Annotated in this window: 15 protein-coding genes; 4 read left to right on the top strand and 11 right to left on the bottom strand. The window is 68.4% G+C overall.

Annotated elements, in window-relative coordinates; genetic code table 11:
* The first annotated feature begins 213 nt into the window (after nt 1-213).
* From AC0CH8_RS05625 to AC0CH8_RS05635, 3 genes are all read left to right on the top strand, one after another.
* The gene (locus tag AC0CH8_RS05625) at nt 214-372 is read left to right on the top strand and encodes a NepR family anti-sigma factor (RefSeq protein WP_465239044.1); all 159 of its coding nucleotides are present in this window, start codon (nt 214-216) and stop codon (nt 370-372) included.
* 12 nt (nt 373-384) lie between these two features.
* Nucleotides 385-2010: a sensor histidine kinase gene (locus AC0CH8_RS05630; RefSeq protein ID WP_465239045.1), complete on the top strand. Its 1626-nt coding sequence runs from the start codon at nt 385-387 to the stop codon at nt 2008-2010.
* A 265-nt stretch (nt 2011-2275) separates the two neighbouring features.
* Nucleotides 2276-2410 (top strand): entericidin A/B family lipoprotein, encoded by a 135-nt coding sequence (locus AC0CH8_RS05635; protein WP_055842009.1) that lies wholly within the window; start codon nt 2276-2278, stop codon nt 2408-2410.
* Between the two features lie 151 nt (nt 2411-2561).
* On the opposite strand, the gene tatC is transcribed toward AC0CH8_RS05635, so the two are convergent.
* The 8 genes from tatC to argS all read right to left on the bottom strand — a co-directional run bounded on the left by tatC (nt 2562) and on the right by argS (nt 9193).
* Nucleotides 2562-3347 carry a twin-arginine translocase subunit TatC gene (gene tatC, locus AC0CH8_RS05640; RefSeq protein WP_465239046.1) on the bottom strand — a complete coding sequence of 262 codons (786 nt, stop codon included), beginning with the start codon at nt 3345-3347 and terminating at the stop codon, nt 2562-2564.
* Nucleotides 3344-3751, bottom strand: coding sequence for a Sec-independent protein translocase protein TatB (gene tatB, locus AC0CH8_RS05645; protein ID WP_465239047.1), 408 nt, complete (start codon nt 3749-3751; stop codon nt 3344-3346). Before tatB ends, tatC begins: the two co-directional genes overlap by 4 nt.
* Nucleotides 3752-3791: 40 nt before the next feature.
* Nucleotides 3792-4037, bottom strand: a complete 246-nt coding sequence (locus AC0CH8_RS05650) for a Sec-independent protein translocase subunit TatA (protein WP_465239048.1) — start codon at nt 4035-4037, stop codon at nt 3792-3794.
* Between the two features lie 29 nt (nt 4038-4066).
* Entirely contained in the window at nt 4067-4657 is a 591-nt protein-coding gene (gene scpB, locus AC0CH8_RS05655) for an SMC-Scp complex subunit ScpB (protein ID WP_465239049.1), read from the bottom strand.
* On the bottom strand, nt 4654-5379 hold the full coding sequence (locus tag AC0CH8_RS05660; protein ID WP_465239050.1) for a segregation and condensation protein A: 726 nt from the start codon (nt 5377-5379) through the stop codon (nt 4654-4656). The genes scpB and AC0CH8_RS05660 overlap by 4 nt, the downstream gene beginning before the upstream one ends.
* 147 nt (nt 5380-5526) lie before the next feature.
* Nucleotides 5527-6528 carry a glycoside hydrolase family 3 N-terminal domain-containing protein gene (locus AC0CH8_RS05665; protein WP_465239051.1) on the bottom strand — a complete coding sequence of 334 codons (1002 nt, stop codon included), beginning with the start codon at nt 6526-6528 and terminating at the stop codon, nt 5527-5529.
* A gap of 203 nt (nt 6529-6731) precedes the next feature.
* Complete coding sequence (locus AC0CH8_RS05670) at nt 6732-7469, bottom strand: SPOR domain-containing protein (RefSeq protein WP_465239052.1); 738 nt, start codon at nt 7467-7469, stop codon at nt 6732-6734.
* Complete coding sequence (argS, locus tag AC0CH8_RS05675; RefSeq protein ID WP_465239053.1) at nt 7469-9193, bottom strand: arginine--tRNA ligase; 1725 nt, start codon at nt 9191-9193, stop codon at nt 7469-7471. The genes AC0CH8_RS05670 and argS overlap by 1 nt, the downstream gene beginning before the upstream one ends.
* A gap of 189 nt (nt 9194-9382) precedes the next feature.
* Here argS and AC0CH8_RS05680 point away from each other — a divergent pair, with 189 nt between their 5' ends.
* Nucleotides 9383-9685 (top strand): hypothetical protein, encoded by a 303-nt coding sequence (locus AC0CH8_RS05680; protein WP_465239054.1) that lies wholly within the window; start codon nt 9383-9385, stop codon nt 9683-9685.
* 39 nt (nt 9686-9724) lie between these two features.
* On the opposite strand, the gene AC0CH8_RS05685 is transcribed toward AC0CH8_RS05680, so the two are convergent.
* The 3 genes from AC0CH8_RS05685 to ftsZ form a co-directional block, all read right to left on the bottom strand.
* Nucleotides 9725-10891, bottom strand: a complete 1167-nt coding sequence (locus tag AC0CH8_RS05685) for a deoxyguanosinetriphosphate triphosphohydrolase (protein ID WP_204195172.1) — start codon at nt 10889-10891, stop codon at nt 9725-9727.
* On the bottom strand, nt 10888-13203 hold the full coding sequence (locus AC0CH8_RS05690) for an SPOR domain-containing protein (RefSeq protein ID WP_465239055.1): 2316 nt from the start codon (nt 13201-13203) through the stop codon (nt 10888-10890). Before AC0CH8_RS05690 ends, AC0CH8_RS05685 begins: the two co-directional genes overlap by 4 nt.
* A gap of 493 nt (nt 13204-13696) precedes the next feature.
* Nucleotides 13697-15214 carry a cell division protein FtsZ gene (gene ftsZ, locus AC0CH8_RS05695; RefSeq protein ID WP_204195180.1) on the bottom strand — a complete coding sequence of 506 codons (1518 nt, stop codon included), beginning with the start codon at nt 15212-15214 and terminating at the stop codon, nt 13697-13699.
* Nucleotides 15215-15234: the final 20 nt, after the last annotated feature.

The following is a 15234-nucleotide window of genomic DNA, read 5'->3' on the forward strand; positions in this document are numbered from 1 at the left end:
GAAATCGCACCCCCGGAATTTTCGTGCTCGCTGGGAACAAACGAAATGCTGTTTGGTTTCCTCGCGCAATCGGGTCGCCGTCAAATCGTGGCTACAGTCACATCGGCAGGCCCGGGTTCGCTATTGTCGGCACGTCGGCGAATATGGGTAAAGCACCCGCTCGGCGTTGCCTCAGGGGGATACGGTCGGTTGGGTCAGGACAGTACATCGAAGATGCCGGCACGCAAGCGAACCTATCCGCCGTCCAAAACACAAGGGTCCGACGCGGCTCTCGACCAGCCCGTGGGTTCGGCCTTGCGGTCGGTATATCAGAGGACGGTCGAGGAGCAGGTTCCCGACGACCTGCTCGATCTGCTCGGCAAGCTGAACTGACGGATCCGCTCAATGGCTGATGACGCCGCTATCCGGGCAGATGTCCGGACCGGCGCGGGCGCCGACGGATCGGCGCAGACGGAGCCCTCTCCCACGCTGCCGCGCCTGTCGCTGTCGCGCTTGCCGACCGGCGCGAAGCTGTTGCTGGTCCTTAGTGCCGCACTTCTGCCGCTCGCCCTGATCGCGATCTTCGCGACGCTCCAGACGACGCGGCTGACCGACTCCGAAGCCCGCTCTCGCCTTCGCATCGCCGCCACCGAAAGCGCGCGTTCGATCGCGATCGAGTTGGTCGGGGACATGACGGCGCTGCGGGTGGCCGTAAACGCCCTCGACATCGACCCCGCCGACGCACCGAGTTGCGCGCGCGCGCAGGGGGTGTTCGCCCAGCAGGCTTCCGTGGGTGCGCGGTTCGAGATCGCCGACCGTATGGGTCATGTCCTCTGCGGCGAGCGGCTGCCCCGCTCTACTGCCGTCGCGACTGACGCCGGCCCGACCGCGAGCATCGTGCCCAACCGCGGCCTCGTCCTTGCCATCAGCGCGCCCCGCAAGGACGTCGTCGCCCGCGCCTTCTTCCCGCAGGATTTCCTGCGCGAGCTCGGCCAGCCTACCAGCCGCGCCACGACCTTCGCCAGCGCCCTGATCCTCGACGACGACGCACTCGATCTGGAGCCGCTGCCGGACGGTGGGCCGCTCCAGCGAATGGAGACGATGCGGACCGAACTCGGCATTGCCGGCCTTGCGCTGCGTACCAGCGTCCGCAGCGCGCCGCTGACCTCGTCGATGGTCGTTGCAATGCTGTTGCCGTTGCTGATGTGGGCCGCCGCCGCCTGGATCGGCTGGTTCGTGGTCGACCGCCTGTTGCTACGGCCTTTGCGCGACCTCCGCCGCGAGATCGCATCGTTCAAGCCCGGTGAGGAAGTGCCGGTACCGCCACCCAGCCGGTTGCCGGCGCAGGAGATCCGCGAACTCGGCGAAACCTTCCGCACGATCAGCCGAACGGTGGCCGAGCACGAAGCCGGACTGGAGGAGGGTCTGCGCCGACAGACCAAGCTGACGCGCGAAGTCCATCACCGCGTAAAGAACAACCTTCAGGTCATCGCCAGCCTGATTGCGTTCCACGCGCGGGGAGCCGCCAGCGCCGATGCGACCGCAGCCTATGCGGCGATCCAGCGCCGCGTCGATGCGCTGGCCGTGGTGCACCGTCACCACTTCGCCGAGCTGGAAGAGCATCGCGGGCTGAATCTTCGCACGATGATCGGCGAGCTGGCCTCCAACCTGCGTGCTACGTCGGAGGCGGGTTCGGGCGTCGCGATCAAGCTCGACGTCGATCCGTACCTCGTCAACCAGGACGTCGCCGTGGCGGTCGCGTTCCTCTTCACCGAGATCGTCGAGCTTGCATTCGCCTGCGACACGGCGGCCCAGATCCGGGTTTCCGTCAAGGTCTCCGAACAGGAGGACCGAGCGACCCTGCGCGTCGTGTCGCGAGCGCTGCTCGACGGCGATACGCTGCGTGAACTGGCCCGCAGCCGTTACGGTCGTATTCTCGAAGGCCTTTCCCGGCAGCTTCGCTCGCCCCTGCATCACGATCCGCTGGTTGGCGCGTACGAAATCGCAATCGCGGTTATCGGGCGCGAATAAAAAATCGAGGGCAGCGCGCGGCGGCAAGGAACCTCACGATCAAGTGAGTGTTATCTAATTCGGATCGCGACCTTATGCCCCCCCGCTACCGCGATCCACGACATAGGCCCGAAGGCGCTCACCCTCCCCCCCCCCGGTGACGTCTTCGGGCCTTTAACTTTTTAGCCGCCTCGCATTTTGTCTACCGCATGTCCTTGCGACAGTGGAACGATATCTGCCGCGACGCATTGCCCTCACGGCATTCAAGCCCTTTGGGAGGTACATCATGCGTAAACTGGTCGGTCTGGCTTTGATCGCCGGCAGCCTGCTCGTCTCGGCGTGCAACACGGTCGAGGGTATGGGCAAGGACGTCGGCTCGGCCGGCGACACGGTCGCCAAGACGGCGAGCGACGCCAAGTAAGCCAAGCGCTTGAAGGCGGGCCGCGTGACATTCGTCACGTGGCCCGTTTTCGTATCTGCGAATAATGGACGGTCGCTCGACGACCTGCAGCTTCGTTGCGGACGCCCGACGAGCAACGGAAGACGAGAAGCCGAACGCCCCTACCTACGTCTTATTCGGTAATCGCCTCGGCCTCACGCGCTCGGCGGCGTTCGGTGAACCAGATGCCGATCAGCGCCATCTCGTACAGGATGCACAGCGGGATCGCGAGCAACAGCTGCGATCCAACGTCGGGCGGCGTCAGCACCGCGGCGATGGCGAACGCGCCGACGATCGCATAACGGCGCGCCGACACCAGTTGCTGCCGCGTGACGATCCCGGCGCGCTCCAGCAGCATCAGCAATACCGGCAACAGGAATGCGATGCCGAAGCCGAACAGGAACTGCATGACGAAGGACAGGTAGTTGCCGATACCCGGCAACGCCTCCTGATTGACGCCCCCGACATTGCCCTGAAAGCTCAGCAGGAAGTGCAATGCCATCGGAATTGCGATGTAATAGGCCATTGCGGCGCCGCCGAGGAACAGCACCGGCGTCGCCAGCAGGAATGGCAGCAGCGCGCGCTTTTCCTTGCGATACAGCCCCGGCGCGACGAACTGCCACAGCTGGTTCGCGATCACCGGGAACGAGATCATCATCGCCGCGAAAAACGCGACCTTCACCTTGACGAAGAACGCTTCGAAGATTTCGGTGTAGATCACCGTCTTCTGCCCGGCCGATAGCAAGGGCTGGACGAGGAACCCGAAGATCGCCTCCGCGAAATAATAGCTGACGCCGAACGCCACCAGTACGGCCGCGATGCAGTAGAGCAGGCGACGGCGCAGTTCGATCAGGTGATCGAGCAGCGGCGCGCGGCTTTCGTCGATCTCGCTCGTGGCGTCACTCACCGTGTCGCTCACGACGGCGCTCCTTCGGCACGCGGCGGCGTCCCCGGCTCAGCCGGCATCACATGCGGCTTTTCGACCATGACAGGCTCCGTGGTCTTGTCCTGCGTAGGTGCGCCCGGTTCGGGCATCGGCTCAGACGCATCGTGTACCGACTTCGAGACGTCGGGTTCAGTCGGCGTCACGGGATGCTCCCGCATGATTCGCTCGTTCTCCGCCGCCCATTTCTTCTCCATCTCCTCCAGCTCCGCCTCGCGGACCATGGAGTCGAAGCCGGAGCGGAACTGACGCGCGACGCCGCGCGCCTTCCCGACCCAATAACCCAGCACGCGCAGGGCCTTGGGCAGATCCTTCGGACCGATGACGACCAGCGCCACGAAGGCGACCAGCATCAGCTCGGTCGGCGCGATATCGAACATGCTGTTCCGGGTTCAGCGAGCGGTGAGCGTCAACGCAGGATCAACGATCGTCGCGCAGCGTGTCGCGGGTGGCATTGCCGTCACGGTCGAACGCCGGCTCCGCCTGCTTCTGCGATTCGATGCGCTTGGCCGGCTTGGCGTCGTCGTCCTGCTCGGCCATGCCCTTCTTGAAGTTCTTCACGCCCTTGGCGACATCGCCCATCAGGCTGGAGAAACGCCCGCCGCCGAGCAGCAGGATGGCGACGACGGCAAGGACGAGCAGGTGGATCGGGCTGAAGCTGCCCATGATGCTTACTCCTGATAATGCAGTCCCATCTAGTCGGAGTCGGTGGCCTTTTCCAGCCGCTGCGTGTCCTCTCCGAACGCGACTTCGAACGCCGTTTCGACGGGGTCCAGCAAACCTGCCGCGCGCAGGTCCTCAATACCCGGCAAGTCGCGACGACTCGCCAGCCCGAAATGCGCGAGGAAGCCCGGCGTGGTCGCATAGGTCAGTGGCCGGCCCGGCACCTCGCGCCGACCGGCGGGGCGGATCCAGCCTGCCTCCATCAGCACGTCGAGCGTCCCCCTGGCGATCTGGACGCCGCGGATCGCCTCGATCTCGGCGCGGCTGACGGGTTCGTGATAGGCGATGATCGCCAGCGTCTCGACCGCGGCGCGCGACAGCCGCCGCGTCTCCTCCCGCGTGCGCCGAAGCAGCGGGGCGAGATCGGCCGCGGTCTGGAAATGCCACCGCTCGCCGCGCTGGACCAGCTCCACCCCGCGACCGGCATAATCCTGCGCCAACGTCGCGAGCGCTGCACGGGGATCGCCGCCGACATGCGCTGCGAGGGCGTCAACCGTCAGCGGCTCCGCGGCGGCGAACAGCACCGCCTCCACCGCGCGCACCAGATCATCGGGCGGCGTCAAGACCGCGCGCGCCGCAGCATCAACGGCTCGAACGGTTCGCGTTGATAAAGTTCGACACGCCCCTGCCGCGCCAGCTCCAGCGCCGCGAGAAAGCTCGACGCCAGTGCCGATCGCCGCAAGCGGCCCGCGGAGGGCGGGAGGAACCGCTCGATCGCCGTCCAGTCCACCCGCGTCGCCAACATCGCCGCGACACGCTCCAGCGCCGCTTCCAGCGTCATCACGTCTCGCGACGCCACCACGTGCAGCGCCGGCCGCGTCCGCGCGCTGACCCGGCCATAGGCGGCGATCACGTCGAAGATTTCCGCCTGCCAGCCGGTGCGGCGAATCGTCGTCAGCCCCTCCCCCGCCGCGCCGCGCAGGAACACGTCGCGGCCCAGCCGGTCGCGCGCCATCAGTCGAGCACCCGCCTCGCGCATCGCGTCCAGCCGCTCCAGCCGCAATTGCAGGCGTAGCGCGAGTTCGTCGGGATCGGGGTCCTGCTCCGGCTCGCGCGGCAGCAGGAGCGCGGACTTCAGGTACGCCAGCCACGCCGCCATCACGAGGTAATCGGCGGCCAGCTCCAGTCGCTCCGCCTGGTCCTCGATAAAGGCGAGATACTGCTCGACCAGCGACAGGATGGAGATCGCACGCAAGTCGACCTTCTGCGACCGCGCGAGCGCCAGCAACAGGTCCAGCGGCCCCTCCCACCCGTCGAGGTCCAGTGTCAGCGCATCGTCGGTCACGGGGCCGGGATATCAGAAGGCGGCAGCGTTGCCACGCTGGTGTGAAAACCGTTGCACACCAATCCGTTCGTGCCGAGCCAAGTCGAAGCACCTCGCACGCGGCATGGCATCCGGCGGCGCTCAGGCCCAACCGGAGGGATTCGGGCGTCACACCAACGCCAGCAGCGCATCCCGTTTCGCGATCAGCCCCGCCATATCGCCCGACCCCGGCCGCACGCTCGCCATCGCCCGGTCCAGACGTTCCCGCGAGCGTGGTGCGATTTCGCCGAGCAGGCCGGCGATCTCGACCATCTCATCCATCCGGGCCCAGCAGTCGAGCGCGAGGTCGCATCCCGCGGCGATCGCCCCGGCGGCCTTTTGTCCCGCCGTGCCAGACAGCGCCTTCATGTCGATATCGTCGGTCATCAACAGGCCGTCGAAGCCGATGCGTCGGCGGATGATGTCCTCAATCACGACGGGTGACAGCGTCGCCGGACGTTCCGCATCCCACGCCTCGAACACGATGTGGCTGGTCATGCCCATGGGTGCGGCCGCAAGTGTCCGGAACGGCGCCAGATCAACGTCCAGTTCGGCGTCGCTGGCGGTGACGGTCGGCAGCAGATGGTGCGAATCGACCAGCGCGCGACCGTGGCCGGGCATGTGCTTGACCACCCCGACGATCCCCGCCGCCGCCAACCCCTCCAGCATCGCGCGACCCAGCGCCGCGACCCGCATCGGCTCGCGACCATAGGCGCGGCAGGCGATCGCTTCGGTGGTGTCCGGCTGCGCGACGTCGAGCAGCGGCGCGCAGTCGACGGTGATGCCGACCTCCGCCAGCATCAGGCCCAGCGCCTGGCCATTGGCACGCATCGCCTGAATCGCAGACATCGGCGCGACCTCGTACAGCGCATCGAATGCCGGTCCGGCGGGAAACACCGGCCATTCCGGCGGTTGCATGCGGGCGACGCGACCGCCCTCCTGATCGATCAGGATCGCCAGATCGTCCCGTCCAGCCAGATCGCGCAACGAGTCCGTCAGCGCGCGCAGTTGTTCGCGATCGACGATATTGCGTTTGAACAGGATGTAACCGGCAGGCTCGACCGCGGCGAAGAACGCGCGTTCGTCGGGGGTCAGGACGGGGCCGGACAGGCCGAAGATAACGGGCTTCATGCGCCGCGGTTTAGGGCGTCGGCGGGGCCGCGGCTAGTCGGTGTGGCGGCGGTTGCGATCGGCTTTCAGGCACGTCATTCCCGCGAACGCTGGGATTTCCGGGGTCGCGCGCGCGCGCGCCATCACCAAGCGATCCCAGCTTCCGCTGGGGTGACGACTGGAACTGGGGGAACAGAAGAAAGCGCGCAGAAACAGGTCGCCCCTCAACTCGCGACGAAGCAGCTTTCCCCGGCCACGCGCAGACGGCCGCAGATGTCCGCCGCCTGGTTCGCGCTGCCCGCGTTCACGCGCAGGCGGTACAGCGTCTTGCCGCCCGTCGCGACCGGCTGCACCGACTTGCCCAAAGGTGCGATGTACGCGAACCGCTTGGAGAAGCGATCCCACGCGCCGTTCGCCGCCGCCTCGGACGGGAACGCGCCGAGCTGCACCAGCGAGCCGCCGCCGCCATTTCCCTGCGCCACCGGCCGCGATCCGGTCAGCGGTGCCGCGGCCTTGAGCGGGCCTGCGGTCTGCGTCGGCACCTTGGCGACCGTGCTGCGGCCCGGCGTCGCGCTGGGCTTCGGCTTGGGCGTGGCGGCGGGGACGAGCTGCGCCGCCACCGGGGCCTCCGGCACGGCCTTCAGGTCGATCGCGCCGGTGCCCGCAGCTTTGCCGGCGCTGGTCGCGATCGCGCTGTCGCCTTCGCCCTCGACCTTCAGGCCGCCGGGTTCGGTCGGGCGGACCTTGTAGTCGCCTTCCTGCGCGGCGATCAACTGGCCGTCGCCGCTCTTGCGACTATGCGTCAGGTGCCAGATGCCGAACCCGATCGCCGCGACGACGATCAATCCCGCCAGCGCCAGCGCGATGACGCGCCCCAGCCCCGAACCCTCCGGCTCGTCCGGCTCGACCGTCTCCAGCCAGGGGAGGCGATCCTCGTCGCGGATGTCGAGATTGTCGGCCATCAATTCATCTCCGTCACGGCCTCGACACCCATGACGCGCAAGCCGTTGCGGACGATCTGCCCGATTCCCGACGCCAGGAAAAGCCGCGCGCGCGTGGCCTCCGCATCGTCTGCGATCAGGAAACGGCGGTCCGGATGATCGTTGCCGACATTCCACGCGGCGTGAAAGGCAGCGGCCAAGTCATACAGATAAAACGCGATCCTGTGCGGTTCACGGGTCGCAGCCGCCGTCTCGATCGTACGCGGGAACTGCGCCGCCAGCTTCACCAGTGCCAGCTCATCCGTATCAAGACGGGACAGATCGGCCTCACCGCCAGCGATTCCCGCCTCCGCCGCCCGCCGGTGGAGCGATGCGATCCGGGCATGTGCATATTGGACGTAGAACACCGGATTGTCCTTCGATGCTTCCACGACCTTGGCGAAGTCGAAATCCATCTGCGCATCGGCGCGCCTCGTCAGCATCGTGAAGCGGACGACATCCTTGCCGACCTCCCGCACCACGTCAGCCAGCGTCACGAAGTTACCGGCCCGCTTCGACATCTTCACCGGCTCACCGCCGCGAAGCAGCCGCACCATCTGGATCAGCTTGACGTCGAAACGCGTCTTGCCGCCGGTCAGGGCAGCAACCGCGGCGACGATGCGCTTGACGGTGCCGGCATGATCCGCCCCCCAGATGTCGATCAGCTGATCGGCCGACTGCGCCTTCTGATAATGATAGGCGAGGTCGGCACCGAAGTAGGTCCATTGCCCGTTCGACTTCCGGATCGGTCGATCCTGATCGTCGCCGAACGCGGTCGAGCGGAACAGCGGCAGCACCACCGGCTCCCAATCGTCCGGCGTCTCGCCCTTGGGCGCTTCCAGCACGCCGTCATAGACGAGGTCGCGCGCGCGCAGGTCGGCCTCCGCCGCCTTCGGCTTGCCCGCCGCCTGAAGCTCCGCCTCCGACGAGAACAGGTCGTGATGGATGCCGAGCAGCGCCAGATCGTCCTTGATGAGGACCAGCATTTCCGCGACCGCGCGGGTACGGAACGGCTCCAGCCACTCTGCCTCGGGCGCGTCGCGGTACCGGTCGCCGAACTCGGCGGCGAGTGCCTGCCCAACGGGCACCAGATAGTCGCCGGGATACAACCCCTCCGGGATCGTCACGTCCTCACCCAGCGCCTCGCGGTAGCGGAGGTGGACGGAGCGGGCGAGCACGTCGACCTGCCCGCCGGCATCATTGACGTAATATTCGCGGATCACTGTCGACCCGGCGAACTCGAGCAGGCTGGCCAGCGCATCGCCGACCACCGCGCCCCGGCAATGCCCCATATGCATCGGCCCGGTCGGGTTGGCGGAGACATATTCGATATTGACGGTGACGCCCTGCCCACTGGTCGAGCGGCCGTAATCGTCGCCGCCTGCGTGGATCGCTGCCAGCTCCTCGCGCCAGCTGTCGTCGGTCAGCACCATGTTGATGAAGCCGGGCCCGGCGACGTCGACGCGCGACACCTCGGGCAGCTTCTCCAGTTCGCCCGCCAGCGCTTCGGCCAGCACGCGCGGCTTCGCGCCCGCCGGCTTGGCGAGGACCATCGCGGCATTGGTCGCCAGATCGCCATGCGTGGCATCGCGCGGCGGCTCGACCGTCACGTTGCGGCGGTCGAGCCCGCCGGGCAGCGTGCCGTTCGCGATCAGGGCATCGAGCGCCGCGTCGATATGCGCGGCGAACCGGGTGTAGAGCGTCATGTCAGTCCGTTTCGCGAAAGCGTCGGCGTGTACCCGCAAAGCCGCGGCGGCTCAAACGCGATTGCATCGACGACAATCGCATGCTCCGGGCTTTGCAGTTGCAGCCATGCTGCACCGCAATATGATCGGTGTCGGAAGTGGAAAGGACCTGATCCGGCGCGACGCTATTTTCATGCGGAGTCCACGATCATGCGCAAGACCATCATCCTCGCCGCCCTCGCCGCCGCACTGACCAGCACCATCGGTATGGCCCAGGGTCCTGATACCGCCGAGCAGCGGACGTTCGTCCATGACGGTCATACCTATACCTACACGACCTCCGCGTTCGGCAAGTCGACCGTGCTGAAGGGCCGTCGCCTCCCGGGCGGCGAGACCTTCCGCCTACAGGTCCGCGACGGCCGCGTGACGGGCCGCTCGGGCGAAACCCCGGTCGCCTTCTCCGTCCGCGACGCCAAGGGTGCGGCCGGCGGCGTTTCCACCCACGCGCTGTAAGCGGCTGCGACGGCGCGGTGGCACCGGCCACCGCGCCGTTCAGAATCCCTCGGGCAAGTCGATCGGCCCGATCAACTCGCGGTAGCGGGTGATCGCATACCGGTCGGTCATGCCGGCGATGAAGTCGGCGATGTGCCGGCTTCGCGCCGGCTCCTCCGCCGGCAAATCGTCGCGCCACCCCGGGGGCAACAGATCGCCGTCGGCACGGTAGGCCGCGATCAGGCCGCTGACCACGCCGTGCGCTGCGGACGCCGCCTCCAGCTGACGGGGATGGTGGTACAGGTTCGCGTACATGAAGCGCTTCAGGTCGCGCTCCTCCTCGCGCATCGTTGCAGAGAACCCGACCAGCGCCGCCCCCGCCGCGCGGACATCGTCCACCGACCCCACGCCGCTGGCCGCAATCCGCGACCGCGTCTCCGCGATCAGGTCGGTCACCATCGTCCCGATCTGGCTGCGCACCAGTTCACGCGCCAGCCGCGTCGGCGAGACGCCGGGGTAACGCGCGGTCACCGCCGCCCAGCCCCGCGCCACCAGCGGCACCGCCATCAACTGCTCGATCGTCAACAACCCGGCCCGCAGCCCGTCGTCGATGTCGTGATTGTCGTACGCGATGTCGTCCGCGATCGCCGCGACCTGCGCCTCCAGAGAGGCATGACTGGTCAGGTCCAGCGGGAACGCCGCGTCCGCCGCCGCCAGCGCCCAACCCGGATGACGCACCGGACCGTTATGCTTCGCCAGCCCTTCCAGCGTCTCCCAGGTCAGGTTCAGCCCGTTCCACAGCGGATAGGGCCGTTCGATCTCCGTCAGCACGCGCAGCGTGTGGCCGTTGTGATCGAACCCCCCGACATCGTGGGTCGCGGCCTTCAGCGCATCCTCGCCGGCATGGCCGAAGGGCGGGTGGCCGATGTCATGCGCCAGGCACAACGCCTCGGTCAGGTCCTCATTCAGCCCCAGCGCGCGCGCCACCGCGCGCCCGATCTGCGCGACCTCGATACTGTGCGTCAGGCGAACGCGGAAATGGTCGCCGTCCGGCGCCATGAACACCTGCGTCTTGTGCCGCAGCCGGCGGAAGCTGATCGAGTGGATCACGCGGTCCCGGTCGCGCTGGAACGCGTCGCGCGGCCCACGCGTGGTCCCGCTATGTTCCTCGTGAAGGCGACCCCGGCTGCTCCCCGGGTTCGAAGCCCAGGGAGCATGCGCGCTCACTTGCCGCCGAGCCTCGTCACCGGCTGGCCGGCATCGCTGGTGAAGGGGAAGGCGGACACGCCCTGCTTGGAGAGCTGGTTCACGAACGCACGCGCCTCCGAATCGGTCTTGAACGGCCCGGTCAGAACGCGGTTGGTGGCGCGCAGCGGGGTCGAGTAACCGGCACGGGCGGCGAGCGCCGGCGACTTCGCCTTCACGCCGCTCCACGCCTTCGTCAGATCGCTCTCGTTCGCCCCGCCGGCAACCTGCACCCAGATGCGCGAGGGATTGGAGCGCGACGCCTTCTTGTCGGCCGCCGCCTTGTCGGCGAGCTCCTTCTTCTCCGCATCGGCCTTCTTGTCAGCCAGCGCCTTGCGGGCCGCAGCTCGCTTTTCCGCGGGCGTCAGCGCCTTGTCGGCCTCCGCTGCGGCCTTGCGCGCGGCGGCACGCCGCTGTGTGGGCGTCAACTTCGCGTCGGCGACCTCCACCGGCTCCGCTGCCGCGTCCGCCGCGGCCTTGCGCGCCGCGGCACGCCGCTGGGCTGGCGTCATCTTCGCCAAAGCTCGGGCGGCTTCCCGCTCTTCGGCCGCGGCCTGGCGATCGGCCGCGCGCTTCTGTGCCGGGGTCAGCTTCACGTCGGCGACCTCGGTCTCTTCCGCCTCGGCTGCGGCCTTGCGCTTGGCGGCGCGGCGCTGCGCCGGCGTCATCTTCGCCAGCGCCAGTTCCTCGGCGCGCTTGTCGGCCGCGGCCTGACGCGCAGCAGCGCGCTTCTGCGCGGGCGTCAGCGGCTTGGCGTCGTCGGCATCCGCATCGCCGGTGAGCTTCGCAGCGACGGTCCGGCGAACCGCGGTATCACGCGCTTCCTTCGCCGCGGCCTCGGCGACGACGCGGCGACCGTCGGTGGAACGCGGCGCGCTGGCGACCGACGCCGGCACCATCGGACGCACCGGCGCGGTCGTGGCGGGGATCGCCTGCGTCACGCCCAGCTCCGTTGCCGGGATCGACAGGCTGGCGACGATGCGCGCCAACACCGAATCGGCGCGCTGCGTCGCCGCCGCCGTCTGCACCGGCGCGACCGGCTCCGTCGACGGCGGCGGAACGGCGGCGGTCCGGACCGGCTGCGGCAACGATTGCGGGGCAACCTGCGCGACTTGCACCGGCGTCGTCCGGGTCGCTGGCTGTGAAACAACCGGCTGGGCCGTGGCCGGCCGCGCCGGCGTGAAGGTCGCTACTGCCGGGCGAACCGTCGTCGCGGCGACTCGCACGTCGCTCTCGCGCATCGCGGTTGCGGCGGGCTGCACCGTCGAAGGCGATGGGACAGGAGTAGCCGGCCGCGCGACGCTCACGCGTGGCTGCGCGGCGAAGCCGGGGCGGGCGCTGCCGGTATTGGCCGCCAAGACCACCGGCGCCGTCGAGGTCGCAGAGGCGGTCGTGGCGGATAGCGGCTGACGGCCCGGCCGCTCGCGCCGGGTCGAGCGGCGATCCGAAGACTGCGGCGTCACCGCTGCCACCTGCACCGGCGTGACTGTTTCGGGCGGCAAGGCAGCAAGCGCGGGCGTCAGTCGGGCATCGGCGATCCGCTCCGGGGTCGCGGCGATCTCGCCGAAATGCACCGCGAACGCACGGTCGGCGGCCGGCAGCGTCGGCAAACGCTGGAAGAACAGCCCCAGCCCCTGCGCAACCCCGGCCGGCATCATCGTCGTCGCGATCTTCTCCGCGCCCGGCGTGTCGCCGCCCATCGCCAGCACGAACGCCCGTGCCCGCCACGCCGCGCGATCCTGCTTGCGCACCAACGGATCGAGTTGCGCCAGCGCCTCCGCCTGCTTGCCCGCGATACCCAGCGACAGGGCGTAGCGGCGGATCGTCTCGTCATCCGACGCGGTCGCCAGCGCCACGCGGTAATCCGCCTGCGCCCGCCGCTGCTCGCCGATCAGGTCATAGGCCAACCCACGATCGGCGGCGAAGCGGCTCGCGCTCCATCCGCTCGCCTCGGCCTGCTGGTAGAACCGCAAGGCCTCGCCCGGCCGCTCGGAGCGTACGAGGATAGACCCCATGCCCGCCTTGACCCGTCCGTTGCGGGGATCGATGCGGTCCGCGCGCGCGAACAACGCCGCCGCACCGCTGAGATCGCCGAGCTTGATCGACAATTCCCCTGCGGTCGCAAGGGCATTCAGGTCGCGGGGATTGGCGGCCAGCGCACGCATCTGGGTCGCGAGCAGGTCGGCGTCGCCGGGCGCCAGCGATTGCACCACCGCCTGGGCGGAGGCGATGGCGGGAACACTCGCGGCGGCAAACGCCCCGGCGAGGAGAACGGATCGGAATGTGCGGGCCATGATATGGAATTACCCTGAACCCGAGTGCGGGTGAACCGGCAATGTCTGATTTCCCCCCGCGCGCCGAAACGGGGCCGGGAAACGGCGAGTGGGCGAAAGGTCGGACGGTCGAGGCCCTCACCGACGCCCGCGCGGGCCTGTGTGTCCAGCGAACGCACCCGGAACCGAAGCAACGCCGCGATCAGGCAGCCGCCCCTCCCATAAACCTGTCGCAGGTGATGTCAGCGTCCGCCGGGATGACCTTGGTCGGCGCAACAGAAACAGCCGATGGTCGCAACCTAGTGCGAGATCATAAGCGTATGCGGCTCTCGGCGGCCCCGAAAGCGAGATGCCGACGCGCTCAATCCGAGAAAATGCAGCGCGCTTATCGTAGAATGCTGGCGCACCGCCATTGCTTCCAGATTGAACGAACGATCGTCAGCGACGACCAAGCCGCAGACCGAACGAACCCTCGACCACGGAAAACCGCGGGCCAAAGCCCGCGGTGCCTATCCTACTGGTTGTTCTGCCGATGCAGGAACCGAGGGATGTCCAGCGCTTCCGGGTCGGCCGCGGCACCACCCTTGTCGTCGTCGCGCGCCGCACCGCGCGCGGCGTTCGACATGCGCTCGAACAGCGTGCCTCCCAGCTTCACCCGCGGGGCAGCGGCGGCCGGAGCCGGAGCGGCTTCGCTGCCGGGTGCGAGCCACTGGCGACGCTGCCCACCCTCGTCCGCAGCCGGGGTCGGCGTAGCGGGCTTCGGTGCTGCGGGAGCAGCAGCCTGCACCGGTGCCGCCGCGGGAGCCGGAGCGGGCGTCGGTGCCGGCGGGGTCATCATCGTGTCGGCGCCCAGCACCAGTTCGTCGTCCGCGGTGCCGTCCGACGCCGCCGGGGCGAGCGTCGACAACTCCATCGGCTCTTCCGCCTTCGGGGCCGCAGGCGCTGCGGCAGGCTCGGCAGCGGTGGTCGGACGGAACGACGGCGTCTCGTCGGGCTTGCGCGTCATGCCGAAGCTAAACGAGCGGGTCGGCTCCGGCGCGGACGCCGCGGCCGAGGCGGGACGTGCCTCCGCCTCGATGCCCGTCGCGACGACGGACACGCGGATGCGGCCTTCCAGATCGGGGTTGAACGCCGATCCCCAGATGATGTTGGCGTCGGGATCGACCAGATCGCGGATGTGGTTCGCGGCCTCGTCGACCTCCAGCAGGCGCATGTCGTCGCCGCCGGTGATCGAGATGATGACACCCTTCGCGCCCTGCATCGACACGCCGTCGAGCAGCGGGTTGGCGATCGCCTTCTGCGCCGCCTCCAGCGCGCGGTTGTCGCCGGCCGCTTCGCCGGTGCCCATCATCGCCTTGCCCATCTCCTGCATCACCGAACGCACGTCGGCGAAGTCGAGGTTGATGAGGCCGGGCATGACCATCAGGTCGGTGATGCCGCGCACGCCCTGCTGCAGCACCTCGTCCGCCATGCTGAACGCCTCCTTGAAGGTGGTGTTCGCGTTGGCGATCAGGAACAGGTTCTGGTTGGGGATGACGATCAGCGTATCGACGTACTTCTGCAACTCCTCGATACCGCCGTCGGCGGCCTTGGAGCGGCGGCTGCCCTCGAACGCGAACGGCTTGGTCACGACGCCGACGGTCAGGATGCCCATGTCGCGCGCCGCCTTGGCGATGACCGGGGCCGCACCGGTGCCGGTGCCGCCGCCCATCCCGGCGGCGATGAACACCATGTGGCAACCCTCGAGCTGCTTGGCGAGCGTGTCGATTGTCTCCTCGGCCGCCGCACGACCGATCTCCGGCCGGGCGCCCGCGCCCAGCCCCTGCGTGATCTTCGTGCCGAGCTGCACCCGGTTCGGCGCAGTCGATTGCTTCAGCGCCTGCGCGTCGGTGTTGGCGACCAGGAAGTCCACGCCCTGCACGTCGGCGCGCATCATGTTCGCGATCGCGTTACCGCCCGCGCCGCCGACGCCGATCACCGCGATGCGGGGCGTCAGTTCGTCCACTTCCGGTGCCAGGAATTCGATGCTCATCGCCAATACTCTCCGCGTCC

This window comes from Sphingomonas sp. AC435 (assembly GCF_979253005.1).

Excerpts from the sequence above, each read along its gene's own strand:
- AC0CH8_RS05630 (WP_465239045.1), top strand. The coding sequence starts at position 385 with ATGGCTGATGACGCCGCTATCCGGGCAGATGTCCGGACCGGCGCGGGC.
- AC0CH8_RS05670 (WP_465239052.1), bottom strand. The coding sequence starts at position 7,469 with ATGGCCGACAATCTCGACATCCGCGACGAGGATCGCCTCCCCTGGCTG.
- AC0CH8_RS05650 (WP_465239048.1), bottom strand. The coding sequence starts at position 4,037 with ATGGGCAGCTTCAGCCCGATCCACCTGCTCGTCCTTGCCGTCGTCGCC.
- argS (WP_465239053.1), bottom strand. The coding sequence starts at position 9,193 with ATGACGCTCTACACCCGGTTCGCCGCGCATATCGACGCGGCGCTCGAT.
- AC0CH8_RS05680 (WP_465239054.1), top strand. The coding sequence starts at position 9,383 with ATGCGCAAGACCATCATCCTCGCCGCCCTCGCCGCCGCACTGACCAGC.
- AC0CH8_RS05625 (WP_465239044.1), top strand. The coding sequence starts at position 214 with ATGCCGGCACGCAAGCGAACCTATCCGCCGTCCAAAACACAAGGGTCC.
- AC0CH8_RS05635 (WP_055842009.1), top strand. The coding sequence starts at position 2,276 with ATGCGTAAACTGGTCGGTCTGGCTTTGATCGCCGGCAGCCTGCTCGTC.
- AC0CH8_RS05665 (WP_465239051.1), bottom strand. The coding sequence starts at position 6,528 with ATGAAGCCCGTTATCTTCGGCCTGTCCGGCCCCGTCCTGACCCCCGAC.
- ftsZ (WP_204195180.1), bottom strand. The coding sequence starts at position 15,214 with ATGAGCATCGAATTCCTGGCACCGGAAGTGGACGAACTGACGCCCCGC.
- tatB (WP_465239047.1), bottom strand. The coding sequence starts at position 3,751 with ATGTTCGATATCGCGCCGACCGAGCTGATGCTGGTCGCCTTCGTGGCG.
- AC0CH8_RS05690 (WP_465239055.1), bottom strand. The coding sequence starts at position 13,203 with ATGGCCCGCACATTCCGATCCGTTCTCCTCGCCGGGGCGTTTGCCGCC.